Origin of the sequence: Streptomyces sp. NPDC099050 (genome assembly GCF_044759865.1) — a bacterium.
Classification (GTDB): Bacteria; Actinomycetota; Actinomycetes; order Streptomycetales; family Streptomycetaceae; genus Streptomyces.
In genome coordinates, this window is sequence record NZ_JBIWAE010000013.1 from 16,045 (window position 1) to 36,817 (window position 20,773).

At 71.9% G+C, this 20,773-nt stretch carries 23 protein-coding genes; 16 read left to right on the top strand and 7 right to left on the bottom strand.

What is annotated here, in order from left to right:
- Nucleotides 1-115: 115 nt before the first annotated feature.
- The 8 genes from ACIQV3_RS21880 to ACIQV3_RS21915 all read left to right on the top strand — a co-directional run bounded on the left by ACIQV3_RS21880 (nt 116) and on the right by ACIQV3_RS21915 (nt 8,473).
- The gene (locus tag ACIQV3_RS21880; RefSeq protein WP_403714171.1) at nt 116-976 is read left to right on the top strand and encodes a dihydroorotate dehydrogenase electron transfer subunit; all 861 of its coding nucleotides are present in this window, start codon (nt 116-118) and stop codon (nt 974-976) included.
- Nucleotides 973-1,947: a dihydroorotate dehydrogenase gene (locus ACIQV3_RS21885; protein ID WP_403714173.1), complete on the top strand. Its 975-nt coding sequence runs from the start codon at nt 973-975 to the stop codon at nt 1,945-1,947. The genes ACIQV3_RS21880 and ACIQV3_RS21885 overlap by 4 nt, the downstream gene beginning before the upstream one ends.
- 245 nt (nt 1,948-2,192) lie before the next feature.
- The gene (mihF, locus tag ACIQV3_RS21890; RefSeq protein ID WP_243334344.1) at nt 2,193-2,516 is read left to right on the top strand and encodes an integration host factor, actinobacterial type; all 324 of its coding nucleotides are present in this window, start codon (nt 2,193-2,195) and stop codon (nt 2,514-2,516) included.
- Between the two features lie 61 nt (nt 2,517-2,577).
- Complete coding sequence (gene gmk, locus ACIQV3_RS21895) at nt 2,578-3,141, top strand: guanylate kinase (protein WP_243334346.1); 564 nt, start codon at nt 2,578-2,580, stop codon at nt 3,139-3,141.
- Between the two features lie 79 nt (nt 3,142-3,220).
- Entirely contained in the window at nt 3,221-3,493 is a 273-nt protein-coding gene (rpoZ, locus tag ACIQV3_RS21900; protein ID WP_004948662.1) for a DNA-directed RNA polymerase subunit omega, read from the top strand.
- A gap of 111 nt (nt 3,494-3,604) precedes the next feature.
- Nucleotides 3,605-4,834, top strand: coding sequence for a bifunctional phosphopantothenoylcysteine decarboxylase/phosphopantothenate--cysteine ligase CoaBC (gene coaBC / locus ACIQV3_RS21905; protein WP_403714176.1), 1,230 nt, complete (start codon nt 3,605-3,607; stop codon nt 4,832-4,834).
- 195 nt (nt 4,835-5,029) lie between these two features.
- Nucleotides 5,030-6,238 (top strand): methionine adenosyltransferase, encoded by a 1,209-nt coding sequence (gene metK, locus ACIQV3_RS21910; RefSeq protein ID WP_243334350.1) that lies wholly within the window; start codon nt 5,030-5,032, stop codon nt 6,236-6,238.
- Between the two features lie 108 nt (nt 6,239-6,346).
- A complete protein-coding gene (locus tag ACIQV3_RS21915; protein WP_403714178.1) occupies nt 6,347-8,473 on the top strand; it encodes a primosomal protein N' in 2,127 nt (708 codons plus the stop codon).
- 139 nt (nt 8,474-8,612) lie between these two features.
- On the opposite strand, the gene ACIQV3_RS21920 is transcribed toward ACIQV3_RS21915, so the two are convergent.
- Nucleotides 8,613-9,140 (bottom strand): hypothetical protein, encoded by a 528-nt coding sequence (locus ACIQV3_RS21920; protein WP_403714180.1) that lies wholly within the window; start codon nt 9,138-9,140, stop codon nt 8,613-8,615.
- 261 nt (nt 9,141-9,401) lie between these two features.
- Here ACIQV3_RS21920 and fmt point away from each other — a divergent pair, with 261 nt between their 5' ends.
- Together fmt and ACIQV3_RS21930 are read left to right on the top strand one after the other, a co-directional pair.
- The gene (fmt, locus tag ACIQV3_RS21925) at nt 9,402-10,346 is read left to right on the top strand and encodes a methionyl-tRNA formyltransferase (protein ID WP_403714182.1); all 945 of its coding nucleotides are present in this window, start codon (nt 9,402-9,404) and stop codon (nt 10,344-10,346) included.
- A gap of 79 nt (nt 10,347-10,425) precedes the next feature.
- Nucleotides 10,426-11,880, top strand: a complete 1,455-nt coding sequence (locus ACIQV3_RS21930) for an RsmB/NOP family class I SAM-dependent RNA methyltransferase (protein WP_403714184.1) — start codon at nt 10,426-10,428, stop codon at nt 11,878-11,880.
- Between the two features lie 107 nt (nt 11,881-11,987).
- On the opposite strand, the gene ACIQV3_RS21935 is transcribed toward ACIQV3_RS21930, so the two are convergent.
- A complete protein-coding gene (locus ACIQV3_RS21935; protein WP_403714594.1) occupies nt 11,988-12,383 on the bottom strand; it encodes a RidA family protein in 396 nt (131 codons plus the stop codon).
- A 122-nt stretch (nt 12,384-12,505) separates the two neighbouring features.
- On the opposite strand from ACIQV3_RS21935, the gene ACIQV3_RS21940 reads away from it, so the two are divergent.
- The 6 genes from ACIQV3_RS21940 (at nt 12,506) to ACIQV3_RS21965 (ending at nt 16,895) form a co-directional block, all read left to right on the top strand.
- On the top strand, nt 12,506-13,537 hold the full coding sequence (locus tag ACIQV3_RS21940; protein WP_403714186.1) for a helix-turn-helix transcriptional regulator: 1,032 nt from the start codon (nt 12,506-12,508) through the stop codon (nt 13,535-13,537).
- Nucleotides 13,538-13,726: 189 nt separating this feature from the next.
- Nucleotides 13,727-14,413 (top strand): ribulose-phosphate 3-epimerase, encoded by a 687-nt coding sequence (gene rpe, locus ACIQV3_RS21945; RefSeq protein ID WP_266910447.1) that lies wholly within the window; start codon nt 13,727-13,729, stop codon nt 14,411-14,413.
- Between the two features lie 138 nt (nt 14,414-14,551).
- Nucleotides 14,552-15,565 carry a sugar-binding transcriptional regulator gene (locus ACIQV3_RS21950; protein WP_243334549.1) on the top strand — a complete coding sequence of 338 codons (1,014 nt, stop codon included), beginning with the start codon at nt 14,552-14,554 and terminating at the stop codon, nt 15,563-15,565.
- Between the two features lie 136 nt (nt 15,566-15,701).
- On the top strand, nt 15,702-15,926 hold the full coding sequence (locus tag ACIQV3_RS21955; RefSeq protein ID WP_250741347.1) for a hypothetical protein: 225 nt from the start codon (nt 15,702-15,704) through the stop codon (nt 15,924-15,926).
- A 49-nt stretch (nt 15,927-15,975) separates the two neighbouring features.
- The gene (locus ACIQV3_RS21960) at nt 15,976-16,461 is read left to right on the top strand and encodes a ribonuclease domain-containing protein (RefSeq protein ID WP_403714188.1); all 486 of its coding nucleotides are present in this window, start codon (nt 15,976-15,978) and stop codon (nt 16,459-16,461) included.
- Nucleotides 16,458-16,895, top strand: a complete 438-nt coding sequence (locus ACIQV3_RS21965; RefSeq protein WP_403714190.1) for a barstar family protein — start codon at nt 16,458-16,460, stop codon at nt 16,893-16,895. Before ACIQV3_RS21960 ends, ACIQV3_RS21965 begins: the two co-directional genes overlap by 4 nt.
- Before the next feature lie 190 nt (nt 16,896-17,085).
- Here ACIQV3_RS21965 and ACIQV3_RS21970 read toward each other — a convergent pair whose 3' ends face one another.
- The 5 genes from ACIQV3_RS21970 to ACIQV3_RS21990 all read right to left on the bottom strand — a co-directional run bounded on the left by ACIQV3_RS21970 (nt 17,086) and on the right by ACIQV3_RS21990 (nt 20,614).
- Entirely contained in the window at nt 17,086-17,577 is a 492-nt protein-coding gene (locus tag ACIQV3_RS21970; RefSeq protein WP_403714192.1) for a group II truncated hemoglobin, read from the bottom strand.
- On the bottom strand, nt 17,574-17,903 hold the full coding sequence (locus ACIQV3_RS21975) for a putative quinol monooxygenase (protein WP_403714194.1): 330 nt from the start codon (nt 17,901-17,903) through the stop codon (nt 17,574-17,576). The genes ACIQV3_RS21970 and ACIQV3_RS21975 overlap by 4 nt, the downstream gene beginning before the upstream one ends.
- A 91-nt stretch (nt 17,904-17,994) precedes the next feature.
- A complete protein-coding gene (locus tag ACIQV3_RS21980; RefSeq protein WP_403714196.1) occupies nt 17,995-18,522 on the bottom strand; it encodes a hypothetical protein in 528 nt (175 codons plus the stop codon).
- Between the two features lie 59 nt (nt 18,523-18,581).
- On the bottom strand, nt 18,582-20,225 hold the full coding sequence (locus tag ACIQV3_RS21985) for an FAD-dependent oxidoreductase (RefSeq protein ID WP_403714596.1): 1,644 nt from the start codon (nt 20,223-20,225) through the stop codon (nt 18,582-18,584).
- A gap of 116 nt (nt 20,226-20,341) precedes the next feature.
- Complete coding sequence (locus ACIQV3_RS21990) at nt 20,342-20,614, bottom strand: UBP-type zinc finger domain-containing protein (RefSeq protein ID WP_403714198.1); 273 nt, start codon at nt 20,612-20,614, stop codon at nt 20,342-20,344.
- Nucleotides 20,615-20,773 lie beyond the last annotated feature (159 nt).

A 20,773-nucleotide genomic window follows, 5' to 3' on the forward strand; every position in this document is an offset into this window, starting at 1 on the left:
GGCAGGGGCGTACGACCCGCGGGGTCGGGGCTTCGGACCGGTGCGGTGGAGGGGGCCGCAGGGTGATCATGGGGTGGGGGGTTACGCCCCCTACCCCCCGATCGGAGCGCCCCGCGTGCCCCCAGTGCAGACCGCCGCCACCATCCGGCGCATCGACCCCGTCGGGGCGTACCGCCACCTCGTCCTCGACGCCCCAGGCGTCACGGGAGTGCGCCCCGGCCATTTCGGCGCCCTGGCCATCGGCGGCCCCGACTCCGCGATGCTCCTCCGCCGCGCCTTCTCCATCCACCGCGCCGACCCCGCCACCCGCACCGTCGAGTTCGTCTTCGCCGAGGCCGGCCGCGGGACCAGGGCGCTGGCCGCGCACCGCCCCGGCGACGCCGTGGACCTCATCGCCCCCCTGGGCACCCCTTTCCCGCTCCCCGAGGGCCCGGTCGGCGCGGTCCTCGTCGCCGGCGGGTACGGCAGCGCCCCGATGTTCGCCCTGGCCGAGGAGATCCTCGGCCGCGGCGGCCGGGTCGCCTTCGTGCTCGGCGCGTCCACCGCCGACCGGCTGTTCGGGGTCGAGCGGGCCAAGGCCCTCGCCGAGCACGTGTACGTGGTCACCGACGACGGTTCCGCCGGCCGTCGGGGCCGGGTCACGGGACCCCTGCTCGAGGCCATCAACGGGATCGGCGCCACCGAGGTCCACTCCTGCGGCCCGATGGGCATGCTCAAGGCCGTCACGGAGATCGCCACCGCGGCCGGAGCCGCCAGCCACACCGCCGTCGAGGAGGCCATGGCCTGCGGGATCGGGATCTGCATGAGCTGCGTCCTGCCCGTCACCGGCCCCGACGGAGTCACCCGTTTCCTTCGCTCCTGCACATCCGGCCCCGTTTTCGACGGCACCACCGTCCGCTGGGACGACGCCGGAACACTCCCCGAAGACCTCGAAGGCGCGGCGGCCATGACCCCGAAGGCGAGCGGCGACCGGTGAACCCCCCGAGCCCCCTCCACCCCGAAGACGTCGACATGTCCGCGCCCCTCGGCGCCCACGTCACCCTCCCCAACCCCGTCTCCACCGCCTCCGGCTGCGCCGGCTACGGCCGTGAGCTGCACCGGTTCACCCCCCTGCACGAGCTCGGCACGATCACCACCAAGACCGTGATGCCGTACGTCCGCTCCGGCCGTGCCACGCCCCGGATGGCCGAGACCCCGAGCGGGATGCTGAACTCCATCGGGCTCCAGGGCTCCGGCATCGACCACTTCGTCGAGCACGAGCTGCCCTGGCTGGCCGAGCGCGGGGCGCGGGTGCTCGTATCGGTCGCGGGGGAGCGTACGGAGGAGTTCGCCGAGGCGGCCGCCCGGCTGACCGGGCAGCCCGGCGTGGTCGGCATCGAGGCCAACATCTCCTGCCCCAACGTCGCGAACCGCGGTCTCGTCTTCGCCTGTGACACCGACGCCTCCTTCGAGGTGGTCAGGGAGGTCAAGGCGGCGGCCGGCCCCGTTCTGCCCGTTTACGCCAAGCTGACCCCCGACGTGACGCGGATCACGGACATCGCGGCCGCCTGTACGGAGGCGGGCGCCGACGGGCTGTCGATGATCAACACCGTCCTCGGGATGACCATCGACACCGACGCCATGCGCCCGGCCCTCGCCGGGGTCACCGGAGGCCTCTCCGGCCCGGCGATCCGGCCCGTCGCCGTCCGCTGCGTCTTCCAGGTCCACGGGGCGATGCTGGCGGGCGCCGTCCGGCGGGTCCCCCTCCTCGGGATGGGCGGGATCGCCTCCGGCCGGGACGCACTCGAATTCGTCCTCGCCGGGGCTTCGGGCGTCGCGGTGGGGACGGCCCTGTTCAACGATCCGTCCGCGCCCCTGCGGATCCGCGACGACCTGCGCGCGGCGCTCGCCGCACGCGGGATCGGAGCGTTCGAGGACGCCGTCGGGCTCGCTCATCGCACTCCCTGACGAAATTCGAACGTCTTTCACCGGACAAATCCGGGGTGGTTTGTCCGTGATGTACGGTTCAGTGGAGGCTGACCAGGACTTTTCGTCCGTTCTCGCTGACTGGAGCGGTCATGGCCGCTAGTCTCCGAGCAGAGTGAACGAGCAGCGATCGAGCACCACCGCTGTTCGGGCGCTCGCCTGGTGTGATGCCTTCCGGCATTTCACTGGTCCGTATCCGACAGTTCGACATCCGAGGTGACGTAGGCGTGGCTCTTCCGCCCCTTACCCCTGAACAGCGCGCAGCAGCGCTCGAAAAGGCCGCCGCGGCTCGCCGGGAGCGGGCCGAGGTGAAGAATCGACTCAAGCACTCCGGCGCCTCCCTGCACGACGTCATCAAGCTGGGGCAGGAGAACGACGTCATCGGCAAGATGAAGGTTTCCGCTCTCCTGGAGTCCCTGCCCGGCGTCGGCAAGGTGCGCGCCAAGCAGCTCATGGAGCGCCTCGGCATCTCCGAGTCCCGGCGTGTCCGAGGTCTCGGTTCCAACCAGATCGCCTCTCTGGAGCGCGAGTTCGGCGGTAACGCCGCCTAAGGCGTCGTCCGAAGTTCTCCCGGCGTTCTCAGGCAGTCCCGAGAAGCTGGATAATCGCTCTATGGCAGCAGAGGTTCGTCCGCGGCTGACCGTGCTCTCCGGCCCTTCGGGGGTCGGCAAGAGCACGGTCGTCGCGCATATGCGCAAGGTTCACCCCGAGGTCTGGCTCTCGGTGTCGGCCACCACCCGCAAGCCGCGGCCCGGTGAGCGACACGGAGTCCACTACTTCTTCGTCAACGACGACGAGTTCGACAAGCTGATCGCCAATGGCGAGCTGCTGGAGTGGGCCGAGTTCGCGGGCAACCGCTACGGCACACCGCGCGGCGCAGTACTGGAACGCCTGGAGAACGGCGAGCCGGTCCTGCTGGAGATCGACCTCCAGGGCGCACGGCTCGTACGCGAGTCCATGTCCGAGGCACAGCTGGTCTTCCTGGCTCCTCCGAGCTGGGACGAGCTGGTCCGCCGGCTCACCGGCCGGGGCACCGAAACGGCGGAGGTCGTCGAGCGCAGACTCGGCGCCGCCAAGATCGAACTTGCTGCCGAATCCGAGTTCGACACCACCCTGGTCAACACCTCGGTCGAGGACGTCGCGCGCGAGCTGCTAGCCTTGATGAATGTCGTCTGATCGTTGACCGGTGTTCAACCGGTCCGGGCGGTCCGAAATCGACACTTCTAGGTCTTACCCCATCTTCGGAAGGTAGAGCGTGTCCTCTTCCATTACTGCGCCCGAGGGCATCATCAACCCGCCGATCGACGAGCTGCTCGAGGCCACGGACTCGAAGTACAGTCTCGTGATCTACGCGGCCAAGCGCGCGCGCCAGATCAACGCGTACTACTCGCAGCTCGGTGAGGGCCTGCTGGAGTACGTCGGCCCGCTGGTGGACACCCACGTCCACGAGAAGCCGCTTTCGATCGCGCTGCGCGAGATCAACGCGGGTCTGCTGACCTCCGAGGCCATCGAGGCCCCGGCTCAGTAAGGCACGAGTGTCCTTTCACCACAGGCCCGGCAGAACATCTGCCGGGCCTGTGGTGTGTCATAGAGGTGTCGTCGCAGTCAGTCGTCGCAGTCAGCCGAAGGGGCGTGTGTGGTGGGTAAGCCGAAGGTCGTGCTCGGAGTCAGTGGCGGGATCGCCGCTTACAAGGCGTGCGAGCTGCTGCGCCGGCTGACCGAGTCCGGGCACGACGTCCGCGTGGTGCCGACGGCGGCGTCGCTGAACTTCGTCGGGGAGGCCACCTGGGCCGCCCTCTCGGGGAACCCGGCCTCCACCGAGGTCTGGGAGAGCGTCCACGAGGTGCCGCACGTGCGCATCGGGCAGACCGCCGACCTCGTCGTCGTCGCCCCGGCCACCGCCGACATGCTGGCCAAGGCCGCCCACGGGCTGGCCGACGACCTGCTCACCAACACCCTGCTCACCGCACGTTGCCCCGTGGTGTTCGCACCCGCGATGCACACCGAGATGTGGGAGCACCCGGCGACCCGGGAGAACGTGGCCACGCTGCGCCGTCGCGGCGCCGTCGTCATCGAGCCCGCCGTCGGCCGGCTCACCGGCAAGGACACCGGCAAGGGGCGGCTGCCCGACCCCGAGGAGATCTTCGAGGTGTGCGCAAACGTCTTGAGAAGGCGCGGTCTCGCCCGCGGGGTGGCCGAGCCCGACCTCGCTGGGCGGCACGTGGTGATCAGCGCGGGCGGCACCCGCGAGCCGCTGGACCCGGTCCGCTTCCTCGGCAACCGCTCCTCCGGCAAGCAGGGCTACGCCCTCGCCCGGACCGCGGTCGCCCGCGGGGCCCGGGTCACCCTGGTGTCCGCCAACACCGCGCTCGCCGACCCCGCCGGGGTGGACCTCGTACGGGTCGGGACGGCCCTGCAGCTGCGCGAGGCCGTGCTCAAGGCCGCCGCGGACGCCGACGCGGTGGTGATGGCCGCGGCCGTGGCCGACTTCCGGCCGGCCGAGTACGCGGGCGGGAAGATCAAGAAGAAGGACGGGCAGGAGCCCGCGCCGGTCACCCTCGTACGGAATCCGGACATTCTCGCGGAGATTTCCACCGACCGGGCCCGGGAGGGCCAGGTGGTGGTGGGATTCGCCGCCGAGACCGACGACGTCCTCGCCAACGGGCGGAGCAAGCTCCTCCGCAAGGGATGTGACCTTCTCGTCGTGAATGAGGTGGGTGAGACGAAGACCTTTGGTTCCGAGGAGAACGAGGCGGTCATCCTGTCCTCCGACGGGAGCGAACTCGCCGTCCCCTACGGTCCGAAGGAATCGCTGGCGGACGTGATTTGGGACCAGGTGGCACCGCGCCTCGCGGCGCGACGCGCCTGAGCGGAGGCCCTTTCCGCAGGCAGTTCCTTGGGTAAGAATGGAGTGTCGCAGGTCACGCGGCTCCCATAGGGCGAGACGGGTGGTCCGGCGAACGGTGGCGACCGATAAACTGCAGCCGGAACGTGATCGGGCGCAGCCTCCGATGTCGTTCCACCAAAATTTCAGCCAGCAGCCGCTGCAACCCCAGGGAGCGTTGTGTCCCGTCGCCTGTTCACCTCGGAGTCTGTGACCGAGGGTCACCCCGACAAGATCGCTGACCAGATCAGCGACACCATTCTCGACGCGCTCCTCACCGAGGACCCGACCTCGCGCGTCGCCGTGGAGACCCTCATCACCACCGGTCTCGTCCACATCGCGGGAGAGGTGACGACGAAGGCGTACGCGCCGATCGCGCAGCTCGTCCGCGACAAGATCCTCGAGATCGGCTACGACTCCTCGAAGAAGGGCTTCGACGGCGCCTCCTGCGGCGTGTCGGTGTCCATCGGCGCGCAGTCCCCGGACATCGCGCAGGGCGTCGACACCGCGTACGAGAAGCGGGTCGAGGGCGATGAGGACGAGCTCGACAAGCAGGGCGCCGGCGACCAGGGCCTGATGTTCGGGTACGCCTGCGACGAGACCCCCGAGCTCATGCCGCTCCCGATCCACATCGCGCACCGCCTGTCCAAGCGGCTGTCCGAGGTCCGCAAGAACGGGACCATCCCGTACCTGCGCCCCGACGGCAAGACCCAGGTCACCATCGAGTACGACGGCGACAAGGCCGTCCGCCTCGACACGGTCGTCGTGTCCTCGCAGCACGCCGCGGACATCGACCTGGACTCGCTGCTCGCCCCGGACATCCGCGAGTTCGTCGTCGAGCACGTGCTGAACCAGCTCGTCGAGGACGGCATCAAGCTCGACACCGAGGGCTACCGCCTGCTGGTCAACCCCACCGGCCGCTTCGAGATCGGCGGCCCGATGGGCGACGCCGGCCTCACCGGCCGCAAGATCATCATCGACACCTACGGCGGCATGGCCCGTCACGGTGGCGGCGCCTTCTCGGGCAAGGACCCGTCCAAGGTCGACCGCAGCGCCGCGTACGCCATGCGCTGGGTCGCCAAGAACGTGGTCGCCGCCGGTCTGGCCTCGCGCTGCGAGGTCCAGGTCGCGTACGCGATCGGCAAGGCCGAGCCCGTCGGTCTGTTCGTGGAGACCTTCGGCACGCACAAGGTCGACGTCGAGAAGATCGAGAACGCCATCGGCCAGGTCTTCGACCTGCGCCCGGCCGCGATCATCCGCGACCTCGACCTGCTGCGCCCGATCTACGCCCAGACCGCCGCCTACGGCCACTTCGGCCGCGAGCTGCCGGACTTCACCTGGGAGCGCACCGACCGCGTGGACGCCCTGCGCACCGCTGCCGGCCTGTAGGACCCCGCAGCACCCGCTCGACGGACGGCCCCGGACCTTTGTGGTCCGGGGCCGTCCGCGTGCGGCGCCCGTCCGCCGCTGTCGGCGGGGTTTGGTAAGAATGCGGGTGTGAGCAGCACCGATGACGCGGGGGAGCCGAGCGGGCCGGGAGGTCCGCCGGAGCAGCTCGCGCTGATGAGGGAGATGGTCGCCGAGGCGAAGGCCAAGGCGCCCAAGGCCAAGCCGCGGACCTGGCGCGGGGCTTCCGTGGCCGAGGAACTGCCCGTGGCCCGGGTCCTGGTCAACAAGGGCGTGCTCCACCTCGACCGGCTCTTCGACTACGCCGTCCCCGCCGAACTCTCCGCGGACGCCCAGCCCGGCGTCCGCGTCCGGGTCCGCTTCGGCGCGGGCTCCCACCGGGTGCACGGCGGCCGCCGCGAGGGCGGCGGGCTCATCGACGGCTTCGTCATCGAGCGCCGCGCCGAGTCCGACTACAACGGAGCCCTCGCCGCCCTCGCCCAGGTGGTCTCGCCCGAGGTCGTGCTCGGCCCCCGCATGCTCGCCCTCGCCCGCGCCGTCGCCGACCGGTACGCCGGCAGCCTCGCCGACGTGCTCCAGCTCGCGCTGCCCGCGCGCAGCGCCCGCGCCGAGGCCAAGCCGTCCCCCGAACCGCTGCCCCCGCCCGCCGCGCCCGAGCCCGCCGGCTGGGAGCGGTACGGAGCCGGCCCCGGCTTCCTGCGGGCCCTGGCGGGCGGCGGAACCCCGCGCGCCGTGTGGACGGCCCTGCCCGGCCCCGGCTGGGCCGACGAGCTGGCCCGCGCCATGGCCGCCACCCTCGCCTCCGGACGAGGGGCCCTCGCCGTGGTGCCCGACGGACGCACCGCCGCACGCGTCGACGCGGCGCTCACCGCCCTCCTCGGCGAGGGTCGGCACGCGCTGCTGACCGCCGACTCCGGGCCGGAGAAGCGCTACCGCCAGTGGCTGGCCGTCAGCCGGGGGTCGGTGCGGGCCGTGGTCGGCACCCGGGCCGCGATGTTCGCTCCCGTACGGGACCTCGGGCTCGTCGCCGTCTGGGACGACGGCGACTCCAGCCACAGCGACGTCCACGCCCCCTTCCCGCACGTGCGGGAGGTGCTGGAACTGCGCGCGGTCACCGACGGCTGCGCCTTCCTGGTGGGCAGCACCAGCTGCACCGTGGAGGCCGCGCAGCTCGTCGAGTCCGGCTGGGCCCGGCCGCTGGCCGCCGACCGCGAGACGGTGCGCACGTACGCACCCCGCATCCGGACCGTCGGGGACGAGCTGCTGGCCCGCGACGGGGCCGCGCGGGCCGCCCGGCTGCCGAGCCTGGCGTGGGAGACCGTACGGGAGGGACTGAAGACCGGGCCGGTGCTCGTACAGGTGCCCCGGCGGGGCTACGTGCCGCGGCTGGCGTGCGAGCGGTGCCGGACGCCCGCGCGGTGCACGGTCTGCGCGGGGCCGCTGGAGGCGCCCGACCAGCGGGACCTGCACTGCGGGTGGTGCGGAAGGGCCGAGCCGGCCTGGCACTGCGAGGAGTGCGGGTCGTTCCGGCTGCGGGCCCAGGTGGTGGGAGCGCGGCGGACCGCCGAGGAGCTGGGGCGGGCCTTCCCGGCCGTACCCGTACGCACCTCCGGGCGCGACCACATCCTGGACGAGGTACCGGACCGGCCCGCGCTGGTGGTGTCCACGCCCGGCGCCGAGCCGGTCGCGGCGGGCGCCGGGTACGCGGCGGCGCTGCTCCTGGACGGCTGGGCCATGCTGAGCCGGCCCGACCTGCGGGCGAGCGAGGACGCGCTGCGGCGGTGGATCGCGGCGGCCTCGCTGGTACGGGGGGACGGGCAGGTGGTGGTGGTCGCCGAGCCGACGCTGCGGCCGGTCCAGGCGCTGGTGCGGTGGGACCCCGTCGGGCACGCGGTGCGGGAGCTCGCGGAGCGGGCGCAGCTCGGGTTCCCACCGGTGTCCCGGATGGCGGCGGTGGCCGCGGGCAGCGCCGAACTGGTGGAGGCCTTCCTGGCGGGGGCCGGATTGCCGCCGGACGCGGAGGTGCTGGGGCCCGTGCCGCTGCCCGGGCTCCGGGGTGAGCCGTCCGCGGGGGAGCGGGCGCTGGTCCGGGTCCCGCCCGGGAGCGGGGCCGCGCTGGCGGCCGCGCTGAAGGCCGCGCAGGTGGCTCGGCTCGCGCGGGGGGTTCCGGCGGCGGAGGCGGTGCGGATCCGGATCGACCCGCTGGACATCGGCTGATCCGCTGGACACCGGCCGATGGGTGGGGCGGCCCCGCGGGTAGGGGACCCCTGCTCCTCCCCAGTGCCGGAAACGACGGAGCCCCCGGCAAAGTCGCCGGGGGCGGGGTCGTCGGGGGTCGGCGTCCCGACGGGGAGGGTCAGCCCGTGCGGGGGCCGGGGAAGGCGCCGGGGCGGGACGCGCCCGCCTCCTCGCGCACCGGCTGCGGCGGCACCGAGCGGGCCGCCGGGACGGTGGGCAGGGGGCCCAGGGTCCGGGTCGTCGTCGTGGTCGTCGCGCCCTCCGCCAGCGGCTCCCGCTCGGCGGACTCGGCGCTCTGCGCCCGCCGGGCGCCGTAGCGCCGGTGGACGGCCTGCTTGGTGACGCCGAGCGCCGAGCCGACCGCGTCCCACGAGAAGCCGAGCGAGCGGTCGAAGTCCACCGCGGCGGTGACCAGCGTCTCGACGCTGTCCCGCAGCTCCTGGGCGAGGCGGACGGTGGGCGCGGGTGCCCGGCCGTAGACGACGAAGCCCGTGGAGGGGCCTGAGCGGCGCGGGCGATAGACGTTGCCGAGCTGGGCGGTGAGCGTACGCAGGGCATCCACCTGCCGGCGAACCCGCTCGATGTCCCGCACCAGGAGGTGCAGGCTGGCCCGTGCTTGGGCGTCGTGGGTGGCGTGGTCGGCCATGAAGAAGCCTCTCGAACCGGTGCTGAAGAGCGGATAGGGCCGCAGACACCGTTCTGTTTCGCGGCCCGTTTCGGTCAATCTCTTTTGACCAACGCGCTACCGGGTGGGCAGGTCACGCTGTGGGGGCGTGTCGGCATATGCGAGGAGCGCGCGTGTGTGCGTACGCCCCCTGGGGCGGGCGGTGCGACGCAGGTGGGACCGTGGGCGGACAGACCATAGACTGATGTGCTGCTGACAGCCGAGATAGCGAGGTAGACCCCAGTGAAGCTCGTCTTCGCAGGCACCCCCGAGGTCGCCGTGCCCGCCCTGGACGCTCTGATCGCCTCCGGGCGTCACGAGGTCGCCGCCGTCGTCACCCGGCCCGACGCCCCGGCAGGCCGGGGCCGTCGCCTCGTCGCCAGCCCCGTCGCCGAGCGCGCCGAGGAAGCCGGCATCGAGGTGCTCAAGCCCGCCCGGCCGCGCGACCCGGAGTTCCAGGCCCGGTTGAGGGAGATCGGGCCCGACTGCTGCCCGGTGGTCGCGTACGGCGCGCTCATTCCCAAGGGCGCCCTGGACATGCCCAAGCACGGCTGGGTCAACCTGCACTTCTCGCTGCTGCCCGCGTGGCGCGGCGCGGCGCCCGTGCAGCAGTCGATCATGGCGGGGGACGAGGTCACCGGTGCCTCCACCTTCCGGATCGAGGAGGGGCTGGACACCGGCCCGGTCTTCGGGATCCTCACCGAGGAGATCCGGCCCACCGACACCAGCGGCGACCTGCTGACCCGCCTCGCCTTCGCCGGCTCCGGGCTGCTGGTCGCCACCATGGACGGCATCGAGGACGGCACCCTGCGCGCGGTGGAGCAGCCCGCCGACGGGATCTCGCTCGCGCCGAAGATCACCGTCGAGGACGCCCGGGTCGACTGGAAGGCGCCCGCGATGCGCGTCGACCGGCTGGTGCGCGGCTGCACCCCGGCGCCGGGCGCGTGGACGGTCTTCCGGGGGGAGCGGCTCAAGCTGGTCTCCGTCAAGCCGGTCGCGGACCGGACGGACCTCGCGCCGGGTGACCTGGGCGCGGCCAAGAACAACGTCTACGTCGGCACCGGCTCGCACGCCGTGGAACTGCTCTGGGTCCAGCCGCAGGGCAAGAAGCCCATGAAGGCCGCCGACTGGGCGCGCGGGGTGCGGATCGCCCCCGGCGAGCGGCTGGGCGGGACCGACGTAGGCTGATTTTCCGAGTTCCACCCCTGTTTTAGTCCCATAGTTTTTGTTCCATCCCAGCGGTACGTAAATCCGGAGCACCTTTCACGTGAGCGAACAGCCCAAGAGCGGCGGCAAGCCCGCCAAGACGGCCAAGCCCCACCGGAGGCCGAAGAAGGACCCCGTCCGGATGCTGGCCTTCGAGGTGCTGCGGGCGGTGGACGAGCGTGACGCGTACGCGAACCTCGTGCTGCCGCCGCTGCTGAAGAAGGCCCGCAAGGACGAGACCTTCCAGGCGCGGGACGCGGCCCTGGCCACCGAGCTCGTGTACGGAACCCTGCGCCGCCAGGGCACGTACGACGCGGTGATCAAGGCCTGCATCGACCGGCCCCTGCGCGAGGTCGACCCGCCGGTGCTCGACGTGCTCTCGCTCGGCGCGCACCAGCTGCTCGGGACCCGGATCCCCACCCATGCGGCGGTGTCCGCGAGCGTGGAGCTGGCCCGGGTGGTGCTCGGGGACGGGCGGGCGAAGTTCGTCAACGCGGTGCTGCGCAAGATCTCCGCGCACGACCTGGAGGGGTGGCTGGAGAAGGTCGCCCCGCCGTACGAGGACGATGCCGAGGAGCACCTCGCGGTCTTCCACTCGCACCCGAGGTGGGTCGTCAGCGCCCTGTGGGACTCCCTGGGCGGCGGCCGGGCCGGGATCGAGGACCTGCTGGAGGCCGACAACGAGCGGCCCGAGGTCACGCTCGTCGCACGGCCCGGGCGGTCCACGGCCCAGGAGCTGCTGGAGGCGGTGGGCGAGGACTCGGCGCTGCCGGGGCGCTGGTCCCCGTACGCGGTCCGGATGGCCGAGGGCGGCGAACCGGGCGCGCTGGAGGCGGTGCGCGAGGGGCGCGCCGGTGTCCAGGACGAAGGCAGCCAGCTGGTGGCGATGGCCCTGGCGGCCGTCCCGGTCGAGGGCCGTGACGAGCGCTGGCTGGACGGATGCGCCGGACCGGGCGGCAAGGCGGCGCTGCTCGCGGCGCTCGCCGCTCAGCGGGGGGCGTTCCTGCTGGCCTCCGAGAAGCAGCCCCACCGGGCCCGGCTGGTCGAGCGCGCGCTCGCCGGCAACCCGGGCCCCTATCAGGTCATCACGGCCGACGGAACGCGCCCGCCGTGGCTGCCGGGTTCCTTCGACCGGGTCCTGATGGACGTGCCCTGCTCGGGGCTCGGCGCTCTGCGCCGCCGCCCGGAGGCGCGCTGGCGCCGCCGCCCGGAGGACCTGGAGAGCTTCGCGCCGCTCCAGCGCGGGCTGCTGCGCGAGGCGCTCTCGGCCGTCCGGGTGGGTGGCGTCGTGGGCTACGCGACCTGCTCGCCGCACCTGGCGGAGACCCGGGTGGTGGTGGAGGACGTACTGAAGGGCCGGGGCGCGGGTGCGGCCCCGATCGCGGCGGAACTGATCGACGCGCGGCCGTACATGCAGGAGGTCCCGGCACTGGGCGACGGCCCGGACGTACAGCTGTGGCCGCACCTGCACGGGACGGACGCGATGTACCTGGCGCTGCTCCGCAGGACCGGCTGATCCGCAGGACCGGGTGGTCGGCCGGCCCGGGTGGCCGGCCGAGCCAGGGTGGGTTGGCCGAGCCCGGGTAGTTGTCCGAGCCCGGGTGGTTGGCCGAGCCGGGTGCCTTACGCGACGGCGGTTCCCTCCAGCTCGACCAGCTGGCCGGGGATCGCCAGCCGCGACACCCCGAGCATCGTGGTGGTGGGCGCCACCCCGGCGGCGCCCAGCCGTGACGCCAGCTCGCCGTAGTGCCGGAAGAGCAGGTCGACGTCGGTCGTGTAGACGTTGAGCCGGACGAGGTTCGCGAGGGACATGCCGGCCTCGGCGAGCACCGCCTCCACGTTGTCGATGCTCAGCGCCAGCTGCGCCGCCATGTCACCGTCGTGCTCGGGCTTGCCTTCGGCGCTCATCGCGGTCTGGCCCGAGATGTAGAGGGTCCGGGTGTGGCCGGAGACGACCTCGCCCTGGTTGAAGCCCATCTCGGCCGACCAGGTCACGGGGTTGACGGCGGTGCGGCTGATGTGCGTGGCCATGTCGGCTCCATCGGTTCGTTTGGTTCGTTCGTTGCGGGTAGCTGCTGCGTTGAAGAGCCTCTCAATGAATCACGACACCCTCTGTCATGTATTCCGATAGAGTTTTTCGCATGCGCGCAGATCGGTTGGTCTCGCTCGTACTGCTGCTGCGTCAGCGCGGTCAGCTGACCGCGGACGCGCTGGCCCGCGAGCTGGAAGTGTCCACCCGTACGGTGCTGCGCGACATCGAGGCGCTGTCGGCCGCGGGGGTCCCGGTCTACGCCGAACGCGGCCGGCACGGCGGCTTCGCGTTGTCGCCCGGATTCCGCACCGAGCTCACCGGCCTGAACCACGAAGAGTCCCTGGCCCTGCTGGCCGCCGGGGCACGCGGCGAGCAGGTCTTCGGCCTGGGACCGGCGCTCGCTTCGGCGATGCGGAAGGTGGTCGACGCGCTCCCGGAAAGCCATCGGGCCGTCGCCAGCGACGCGGCCCAGCGATTTCTCGTGGACCCGGAGGCCGACCTCCTCTCGCGCAGGCGGGTCGCCGAGGAAGTATCCGGCACCACGATGATCGAGGTCCGGCGCGCGGTGCTCGCCGGCCACAAGCTGCGCATCCACTACGCGGCCACGGGCGGGACGCCACAGTGGCGGACGGTGGACCCGATAGGGCTGGTCACCGTACGGGACCGGGGCTACCTGCTGGCCACGAGGTCCGGCGAGGACCGCACGTACCGGCTGTCGCGCGTGCTGGCCGCAGAGGAACTCCCCGAGGCGGCACAGCGGCCGAACCGGGTCGATCTGGACCGGATCTGGCGGGAACGCTCGGCGCAGTTCCTGTCGGGCGGCGACCACATCGCCGTGCAGCTCCGGGTGAACCCGGCGCGCCGGGAAGACCTGCTGAACACCGCACTGGCGGTCCGCGCGGAGGAGCCCGACGCGGACGCGGACGGCTGGCTGCGCCTGGAGGTGACCTTCCAGGATTCACGACATGCCCAGTGGGCCCTGTGGCAGCTCGGCACGGACGGCGAAGCCCTGGCCCCGCAGTCGCTGCGCACGCTGCTGCGGGAGCGCGCCGAGGCGGTCGCGGCGCGGTACGGGGGGTCGGGGGTGTTGGGGGAGCCGGGGGTGTTGGGGAAGCCGGGGGAGCCGGGGGTGTTGGGGTGACGGGTCGGTGGGCTTGCGCTGCGGGTGGGTCGGTGGCGTTGACGGGGTCCGGGGGGAGCCCGGGGCCAACCCGCAGCGCACGTCCACCAACGCCCCTGACGGCTCTGGTGCCCCGTCCCGGATCGCACCCTCACCCCCCACTTCCGGGGTAGTGGCCGGAAGGCGTTGGCGGCATGGCACGCTTGGGGCATGGCCGTTCAGATCAATCCCAGCATCTTGTCCGCCGACTTCGCCCGGCTCGCCGAGGAGGCGAAGGCCGTTCAGGGGGCCGACTGGCTGCATGTCGACGTCATGGACAATCACTTCGTCCCGAACCTCACGCTCGGCGTGCCGATCGTGGAGTCGCTGAGCCGGGCTACGGACATCCCGCTCGATCTGCACCTCATGATCGAGGACCCCGACCGCTGGGCCCCGCAGTACATCGAGGCCGGCGCCGGCTCGGTGACCTTCCACGCCGAGGCCGCCGCGGCGCCCGTGCGGCTCGCGCGGGAGATCCGGGCCAAGGGAGCGCGGGCGTCCATGGCGCTGAAGCCGGCGACGCCCATCGAGCAGTACGAGGACATCCTTCCCGAGCTCGACATGCTGCTGATCATGACCGTGGAGCCCGGCTTCGGCGGTCAGCCCTTCCTCGACATCATGCTGCCCAAGATCCGCCGCACCCGGGAGCTGATCTCCAAGCACGGTCTGGAGCTGTGGCTCCAGGTCGACGGAGGCGTCTCCGCCACGACCATCGAGCGGTGCGCGGAGGCCGGCGCGGACGTGTTCGTGGCGGGCAGCGCGGTCTACGGAGCGGTGGATCCGGCAGCGGCCGTACGCACGCTGCGTGACCAGGCGGGTGCGGCGATCGCCGCTGCGCCCTGGGCTTGCGACCACTGAAACAAGGCTTGGTGAACAGCTCGGTGAACGGGAGCTGTCCAGGCTGATCAACGGCCGTCGTATCTGACAGGATGAACGGCGAGTCGAGAGTGTGAACACGATGGTGTGAACAGCAGTGAGGAGAACGCGGTGTCTGCAATGTCGGCGGGACGGTCAGCCCTGCGGATGGGACCCGCGGAGCTGGTGCAGGCGGCGGCCATGGCGCGCCGCTTCTACCTGGAGGGGAAGTCCAAGATCCAGATCGCCGAGGAGTTCGGCGTGAGCCGCTTCAAGGTGGCCCGGGTCCTGGAGACGGCCCTGGAGCGCGACCTCGTGCGCATCGAGATCCGCGTACCGGCGGAGCTGGACGCGGAGCGGTCCGACGCGCTGCGCGCCCGGTACGGGCTGCGGCACGCCGTGGTCGTGGAGTCTCCCGCCGATGCCACCGAGGACGCGCCGGACCCGGAGAACCTGGGTGCCGTAGCCGCCGATCTGCTGGGTGAGCTCGTCAATGAGGGGGACGTGCTCGGTCTCGCGTGGGGGCGGTCCACCATCCACATGGCTGCCTCCCTGCACCGGCTGCCTCCCTGCACCGTCGTCCAGCTGACGGGCGTGTACGACGCCGGTACGGCCGAGCGCGGGTCCGTGGAGGCCGTGCGCAGGGCCGCGCAGGTGTCGGGCGGCGACGCCCACCCGATCTACGCGCCGATGCTGCTGCCCGATCCGGCCACCGCGGCCGCCCTGCGGAACCAGACGGGGATCGCGCGGGCCTTCGAGTACTTCGACAAGGTGACGGTCGCCGCCGTCTCCATCGGGTCCTGGGAGCCGGGCATCTCCACCGTCCACGACATGCTGAGCGACGAGGAGCGGGCGCACTACGCCTCGCTGGGTGTCGCGGCCGAAATGTCCGCCCATCTGTTCGATGCCGAAGGGCGTCGGGTCGGGCGGGACCTCGGCGAGCGGTGCATCACCGTGGAGGCGGACCGGCTGCGCCGGATCCCCGAGGTCGTCGCCATCGCCGGCGGGCTGCGCAAAGCGTCCGCGATCGGGGCGGTGCTGCGCTCGGGGCTCGTGACCAGTCTGGTCACCGACACCGCCGTCGCGGACTATCTGCTGACCGAATCGGAGCCCGGTCTGCGGCCGGCGCTGGAGCGGGCCGACCCCGACGAGTGATTGTTCGGATTGGTCCGATTGTCCGGACGAATGCCGGTCAAACGCGGGCACGCGAGGTTCGCCGATGCGGATGGTGCCGCAATTGAGATCCGAACGGCGGACCGTTCGACGGCCTGCTGGGCGCATACTGGGTGCAATGACAAAGTCCGCAGTACCTCGCCGCCATCTGCCGTCCAGCCCGTTCAAGGCCCCCGTGGAAGCGCCGCTCCGGCACTTCAGCGTCGGCGACCGGGTTTCTCACGATGAGCACGGCCTCGGCCGTGTCGTCGCCATTGAGGAGGGGATCGCTGTCCTCGTCGAATTCGGGCCTGAGGTGCGTAAGCGCATCCTGAGTCCGTACACCAAGATGTCCGCCCTCTGAAGACACCGCGCGACTCGCGGGAGAATCGGATATTTGGCACGATCGGTGCATGATCTTTCGGAACGTGCCCCGATCGTTGCTGCGTGTGCTGGGGGCCGTTTTCCTCTGCGCGGCGCTGGTCGGTGCGGTGGGTTGCAGCGGGAAGAAACCCGCGCCTGCCGCCGCCACCAGTACGAGCGCGAGTGCCGGCTCCGGCGTTGACGTTGCCCCGAGCGGGGCGGCGAGTTCCGCCGTGCCGACGCCCGCATGGGCGAAGGGCATGGCGACGGTACGGGCCTCGGCATTGCCGCAGCAGGCCCGGGACGTGCTCGCGCTGATCGACAAGGGCGGGCCGTACCAGTACCGGCAGGACGGGACCGTCTTCGGTAACTTCGAGAAGGTCCTGCCGCAGAAGAAGCGCGGCTATTACCACGAGTTCACCGTGAAGACGCCCGGTGAGCGGGACCGTGGGGCCCGGCGCATCGTGACCGGCGGGGGCGGGGAGTTCTTCTACACGGACGACCACTACGACACCTTCAAGGCGGTTCTCCGATGACCTTGGACCCGCGGCCCCTGGCCCCCGCACTCGAAGCGGCCGAGGCCGCCGGGTGGGCGACCGTACGGCTGGATCTGGACGGCGTACGGAGCAAGGCGGAGCTGATGCGGGTGTGTGGGGGCGCGCTGCGGCTGCCGCCGTGGGTCGGGGGGAACTGGGACGCGCTGGCCGATGCGCTGCGGGATCTGTCGTGGTTGCCGGCTGCGCCGGGGCGGCTCGTGGTGGTGACCTCCTGGCGGGGGTACGCGGCTGCGAGGCCCGAGGACTGGGAGACGTTGCGGGAGATCCTGGAGGAGGCCGTCGATTTCTGGCGGGCGGATGCCCAGGGGGACGGCGAGGGTGAGGGCGGCGGGCCGGCGTTGACGGTGCTGCTCGCCGACTCCGGCCCGGGGCCGGCTGCCGGGGCCCCGCGCCTCAAACGCCGGCGGGGCTGAATTTGCCCCGGCGGAGCCGAGTCGGAGTCGGCGGGGCCGAAGGATTCGGGGCTCCGCCCCGGGCCCCGCGCCTCAAACGCCGGCGGGGCTGGATCTGTCCCGGCGGGGCTGGGATGAGCACGCAGGGCTGGGATGGATCCGCGGGACCGGATGGGCCCGGCGGAGCCCAGGGGCTCCGCCGGGTTCTGGATCAGGACTTCGGGATCCAGGGTGGGGTCTGGCCCCAGGACCAGACCGGGATGTCGGCCGCGTCGACCGGGGGCGGGGTGGGGCCCGAGTAGATCAGGGCCATGCGGGTGCCCCACTCGATGTAGTACGCGAAGACCGCGCGGAACTCCGGGTCCGTGGGCAGGCCCACCTCGTCGGCCGTGTCCGTCAGGAGGTCCACCCAGCGGCGGCGCTGCTGTTCGGTGATGCCGCGGCCCAGGTGCTTGGTGGCCATGTGCTGGTGGCCGCCGTGGGACGCGGTGTACTGCTTCGGGCCGCCGAAGACCTCCGCCAGCCAGACCGCCACGTGCTGCGGGTGTTCGGAGTCCATGCCGGCGAAGACCGGGGCCAGGATCTCGTCCCGCAGGGCGTGCGCGTAGAAGGCGTCCGTGAGGCGGTTCATCGCCTCTTCGCCGCCCATCCATTCGTAGATGGTGGGCGTGGTGTCCGGTGTGGTGTCGGGTGTGGTGCTCATGACGGGGTGGAAGCCTTTCCGGGGCCGGCCACCTTGGTGACGAGGTAGTGCTGCATTTCCTCGATGGCCGTGACGTACGGGCGGATCGCGCTGAAGAACGCGGGGAAGTGCTCGCCCTTGCGGAATCCGTTCAGGTGGGCGTCGATCGAGGTCCAGCGGATGCGGAGGATGTAGCGCTCCGGCTCTTCCTCGCAGCGGGCGAGTTCGTAGTCGATGCACTCCGGCGAGGCGGCCAGGGCCTCGGAGGCCCGGACGTACGCGTCCTCGAAAGCCGGCTGTTCGTCCAATGCGATCCGGTAGCGGATGTATTCGACGGTGGTGGTCATGGTGCGGGCCTCTCCCTGGGGGCGGGCGTTGATCGCCGGTGGTCCGTGCCAGGCTTGCGCGATCTTGCGGGCTCGGGGAGATCTTTCGCCGTTATGACCCGGACTTATGGGAGTCGGACTTCTGGGAGCCGGACTTCTGGGAGTCGGCGAGGTCCGGGCCCTCGGCGCGGACCTGCTGGACCCGGTCCAGGGACTCGCGCAGGTCCGCCAGCCAGGTGTCGGTGTTGCGTCCGACCAGGCGGACGCACCAGGCCAGGGCGTCGGCGCGGCTGCGGGCGACCCCGCCCGCGACCAGGGTGTCGAGGACCTGGCGCTCGGGCTGGCGCAGGCGGGTCATGACCGGGACCGCGAGGTGGGTGAAGAGGGTCTGCTCCTCCCCCGACCGGGCCGCCCAGGACACCTTGCGGCGGTAGAGCTCCTCCGCCTCCCGGGCGACCTCCATGCGCTGTTCGCGGGTGCGCTCGCGGAAGGCCGCGACCGATTCGGTGGCGGGGATCTCACCGACGACGGTGATCTCCTCCCGGTCCACCGTGACCGAGAGGAGCGAGGCGTAGACGTCCACCGGCAGGTGCTCGGCGAACCAGGTGCGGAGCTGTTCGTTCTGCTCGGTTGTAATCATGTAATCAACGGTGCGTCCGGCTGGTCCTTGATCGCAAGGGGGCGGCTCCGTGTTCGCTCTCAGCCCATCGAGCGGTAGCGGTGGATCAGGGAGACCGCCATGGCTCCCTCGCCCACGCCCGAGGCGACGCGTTTGACCGAGTGGGCCCGTACGTCCCCGGCCGCGAAGACCCCGGGGACGCTGGTCTCCAGCGGGTACGGGGCGCGCTCCAGGCTCCATTCCTCCGGGAGCTCGCCGCCGTTGGAGATCAGGTCGGAGCCGGTGAGGACGAAGCCGTACTCGTCCCGCTCCACCACCCCGGCCAGCCAGCCCGTGTGCGGGCGGGCGCCGATGAAGGTGAACATGAAGCGGGCCGGGACCTCCTTGTCCTCGCCGGTCCCGGAGTCGTGGAGCGTCAGGCGCTCGAGGTGGTCCTCGCCGTGCAGGCTGACGACCGTCGTGCGGACCCGCACCTCGATGTTGGGGGTGCGCTCGATCTCGTCGATCAGGTAGCGGGACATGCTGTCGTCGAGCGAGGCCGCGCGGACCAGGATCGTGACCCGGGCGGCGTACTTGGCGAAGTGCACGGCGGCCTGGCCGGCCGAGTTGGCCCCGCCGACGATGAACACGTGCTGCGAGATGCACGCCGAGCTCTCCGTGGTCGCCGCGCCGTAGTAGAGCCCGGCGCCCTCGAATCGGTCGGCGCCGGGGGCGTCCAGGCGGTTGTACGAGACCCCGGTCGCCAGGAGCACCGTCTCGGCGCTGATCTCCGTGCCGTCCGCCAGCGTCAGGATCTTCGCCGGGTCGTCCCGGGTCAGCGAGGTCACCTCCACCGGGTGCAGGATCTCGGCTCCGAAGCGGGAGGCCTGGATGGTGGCGCGGCGGGTCAGGTCGCCGCCGGAGAGGCCCGAGGGGAAGCCGAGGTAGTTCTCGATCAGGCTGGAGGTGCCGGCCTGGCCGCCCGGGGCGCGGGAGTCCAGCATCAGGGTGGAGAGGCCCTCGGAGGCCGAGTAGACGCCGGCCGCGAGGCCCGCCGGGCCGGCGCCGACGATGACGCACTCGTAGTGCGGGCGCGAGGCGGTGGTGGCCAGGCCCAGGCGCTGGGCGAGCTGCGTGTCCGTCGGCGCGGAGACCACCGAGCCGTCCGGGAAGCGGACCAGGGGCAGGGCGGCGTCGGGCTGGGCGGCGGCGATCACGGTCAGCGCCTCGGGGTCCCGCTCCACGTTGAGGAAGCGGAAGGGCTGGCCGTTGCGGGTGAAGAAGTCGCGGACGGCGTGGGTGCCGGGGGAGACCAGGTGACCCGCGACGATGATCCCGTCGTACGCCGGCCGGTAGGTGGCGAGCCAGTCGGAGAGCAGGTCGTCCAGGACCGGGAAGAGCCGCTCGTGCGGGGGGTCCCATGGCTTGAGCAGGTAGTAGTCCAGGCGGACCCGGTTGATGGCGGTGATCGCCGCGTCCGTCTCGGCGTACGCGGTGAGGAGCACGCGCCGGGCGTCGGGGAAGCGGCTGACGGCCTCCAGCAGGAACTCGACCCCGGTGACGTCCGGCATCCGCTGGTCGACGAGGAAGAGCGCCGGGTCGTGGCCGCGCTCGTCGAGGGAGTCCAGGATCTTGAGCGCGTCGGCGGCCGAGGAGGCGCCGAGCACCCGATAGCGGTCGCCGTACGCGCTGCGCAGGTCGCGGCGGACGGCGCGCAGCACCTGCGGGTCGTCGTCCACGGCCAGGATGACGGGCTTGCGGTTCTCCGCGCGGGCCGCGGCTTCGGCGGTCGCGGTGGCGGTGCTCGTGGGCGCGTTGCCCGTGGGCGGGGTGCCCGCGGCGGCGCTCTCCGGGGCCGCGCTCACGCCGGGTCCAGCATCAGCTTGTCGGCGTAGCACCAGGCCCAGTCCTCGCCGGGCTCGTGGGAGGCCGCGATGGGGTGCCCGGTGCTCCCGTAGTGCCTGGTGGCGTGACGGTTCTTCGAGGAATCGCAGCAGCCGACGTGCCCGCAGCTCAGGCACATCCGCAGGTGCACCCAGGCGTCACCGGAGACGAGGCACTCCTCGCAGCCCTCGGTTCCCGGTTTCACCGGACGTATCGACTCGATGTGGGTGCACAACAGGTCCATCGTCATCGTCCCCGTCCCTCTCTCGCGCTCTCGCGCCCTCGCGCTTCGCGCCCGTGATTGCGGCGCGCCCGTGATTCCGGGGCGTCCAGACCATAAGGCGGGGCCTCGGCGGCGGTTCAGGGATTCGGACGAAGTCAGGTAGTCCGGAAGCTACTTCATGACATC

What these genes read in the sequence shown, in the direction of transcription:
- ACIQV3_RS21955 (WP_250741347.1), top strand. Translation starts at nt 15,702, where the DNA reads ATGACAAAGTCCGCAGTACCTCGCCGCCATCTGCCGTCCAGCCCGTTC.
- ACIQV3_RS21980 (WP_403714196.1), bottom strand. Translation starts at nt 18,522, where the DNA reads ATGATTACAACCGAGCAGAACGAACAGCTCCGCACCTGGTTCGCCGAG.
- ACIQV3_RS21950 (WP_243334549.1), top strand. Translation starts at nt 14,552, where the DNA reads ATGTCGGCGGGACGGTCAGCCCTGCGGATGGGACCCGCGGAGCTGGTG.
- ACIQV3_RS21920 (WP_403714180.1), bottom strand. Translation starts at nt 9,140, where the DNA reads ATGGCCGACCACGCCACCCACGACGCCCAAGCACGGGCCAGCCTGCAC.
- ACIQV3_RS21970 (WP_403714192.1), bottom strand. Translation starts at nt 17,577, where the DNA reads ATGAGCACCACACCCGACACCACACCGGACACCACGCCCACCATCTAC.
- gmk (WP_243334346.1), top strand. Translation starts at nt 2,578, where the DNA reads ATGGCAGCAGAGGTTCGTCCGCGGCTGACCGTGCTCTCCGGCCCTTCG.
- ACIQV3_RS21960 (WP_403714188.1), top strand. Translation starts at nt 15,976, where the DNA reads ATGATCTTTCGGAACGTGCCCCGATCGTTGCTGCGTGTGCTGGGGGCC.
- ACIQV3_RS21940 (WP_403714186.1), top strand. Translation starts at nt 12,506, where the DNA reads ATGCGCGCAGATCGGTTGGTCTCGCTCGTACTGCTGCTGCGTCAGCGC.
- ACIQV3_RS21975 (WP_403714194.1), bottom strand. Translation starts at nt 17,903, where the DNA reads ATGACCACCACCGTCGAATACATCCGCTACCGGATCGCATTGGACGAA.
- ACIQV3_RS21990 (WP_403714198.1), bottom strand. Translation starts at nt 20,614, where the DNA reads ATGACGATGGACCTGTTGTGCACCCACATCGAGTCGATACGTCCGGTG.
- rpe (WP_266910447.1), top strand. Translation starts at nt 13,727, where the DNA reads ATGGCCGTTCAGATCAATCCCAGCATCTTGTCCGCCGACTTCGCCCGG.
- ACIQV3_RS21965 (WP_403714190.1), top strand. Translation starts at nt 16,458, where the DNA reads ATGACCTTGGACCCGCGGCCCCTGGCCCCCGCACTCGAAGCGGCCGAG.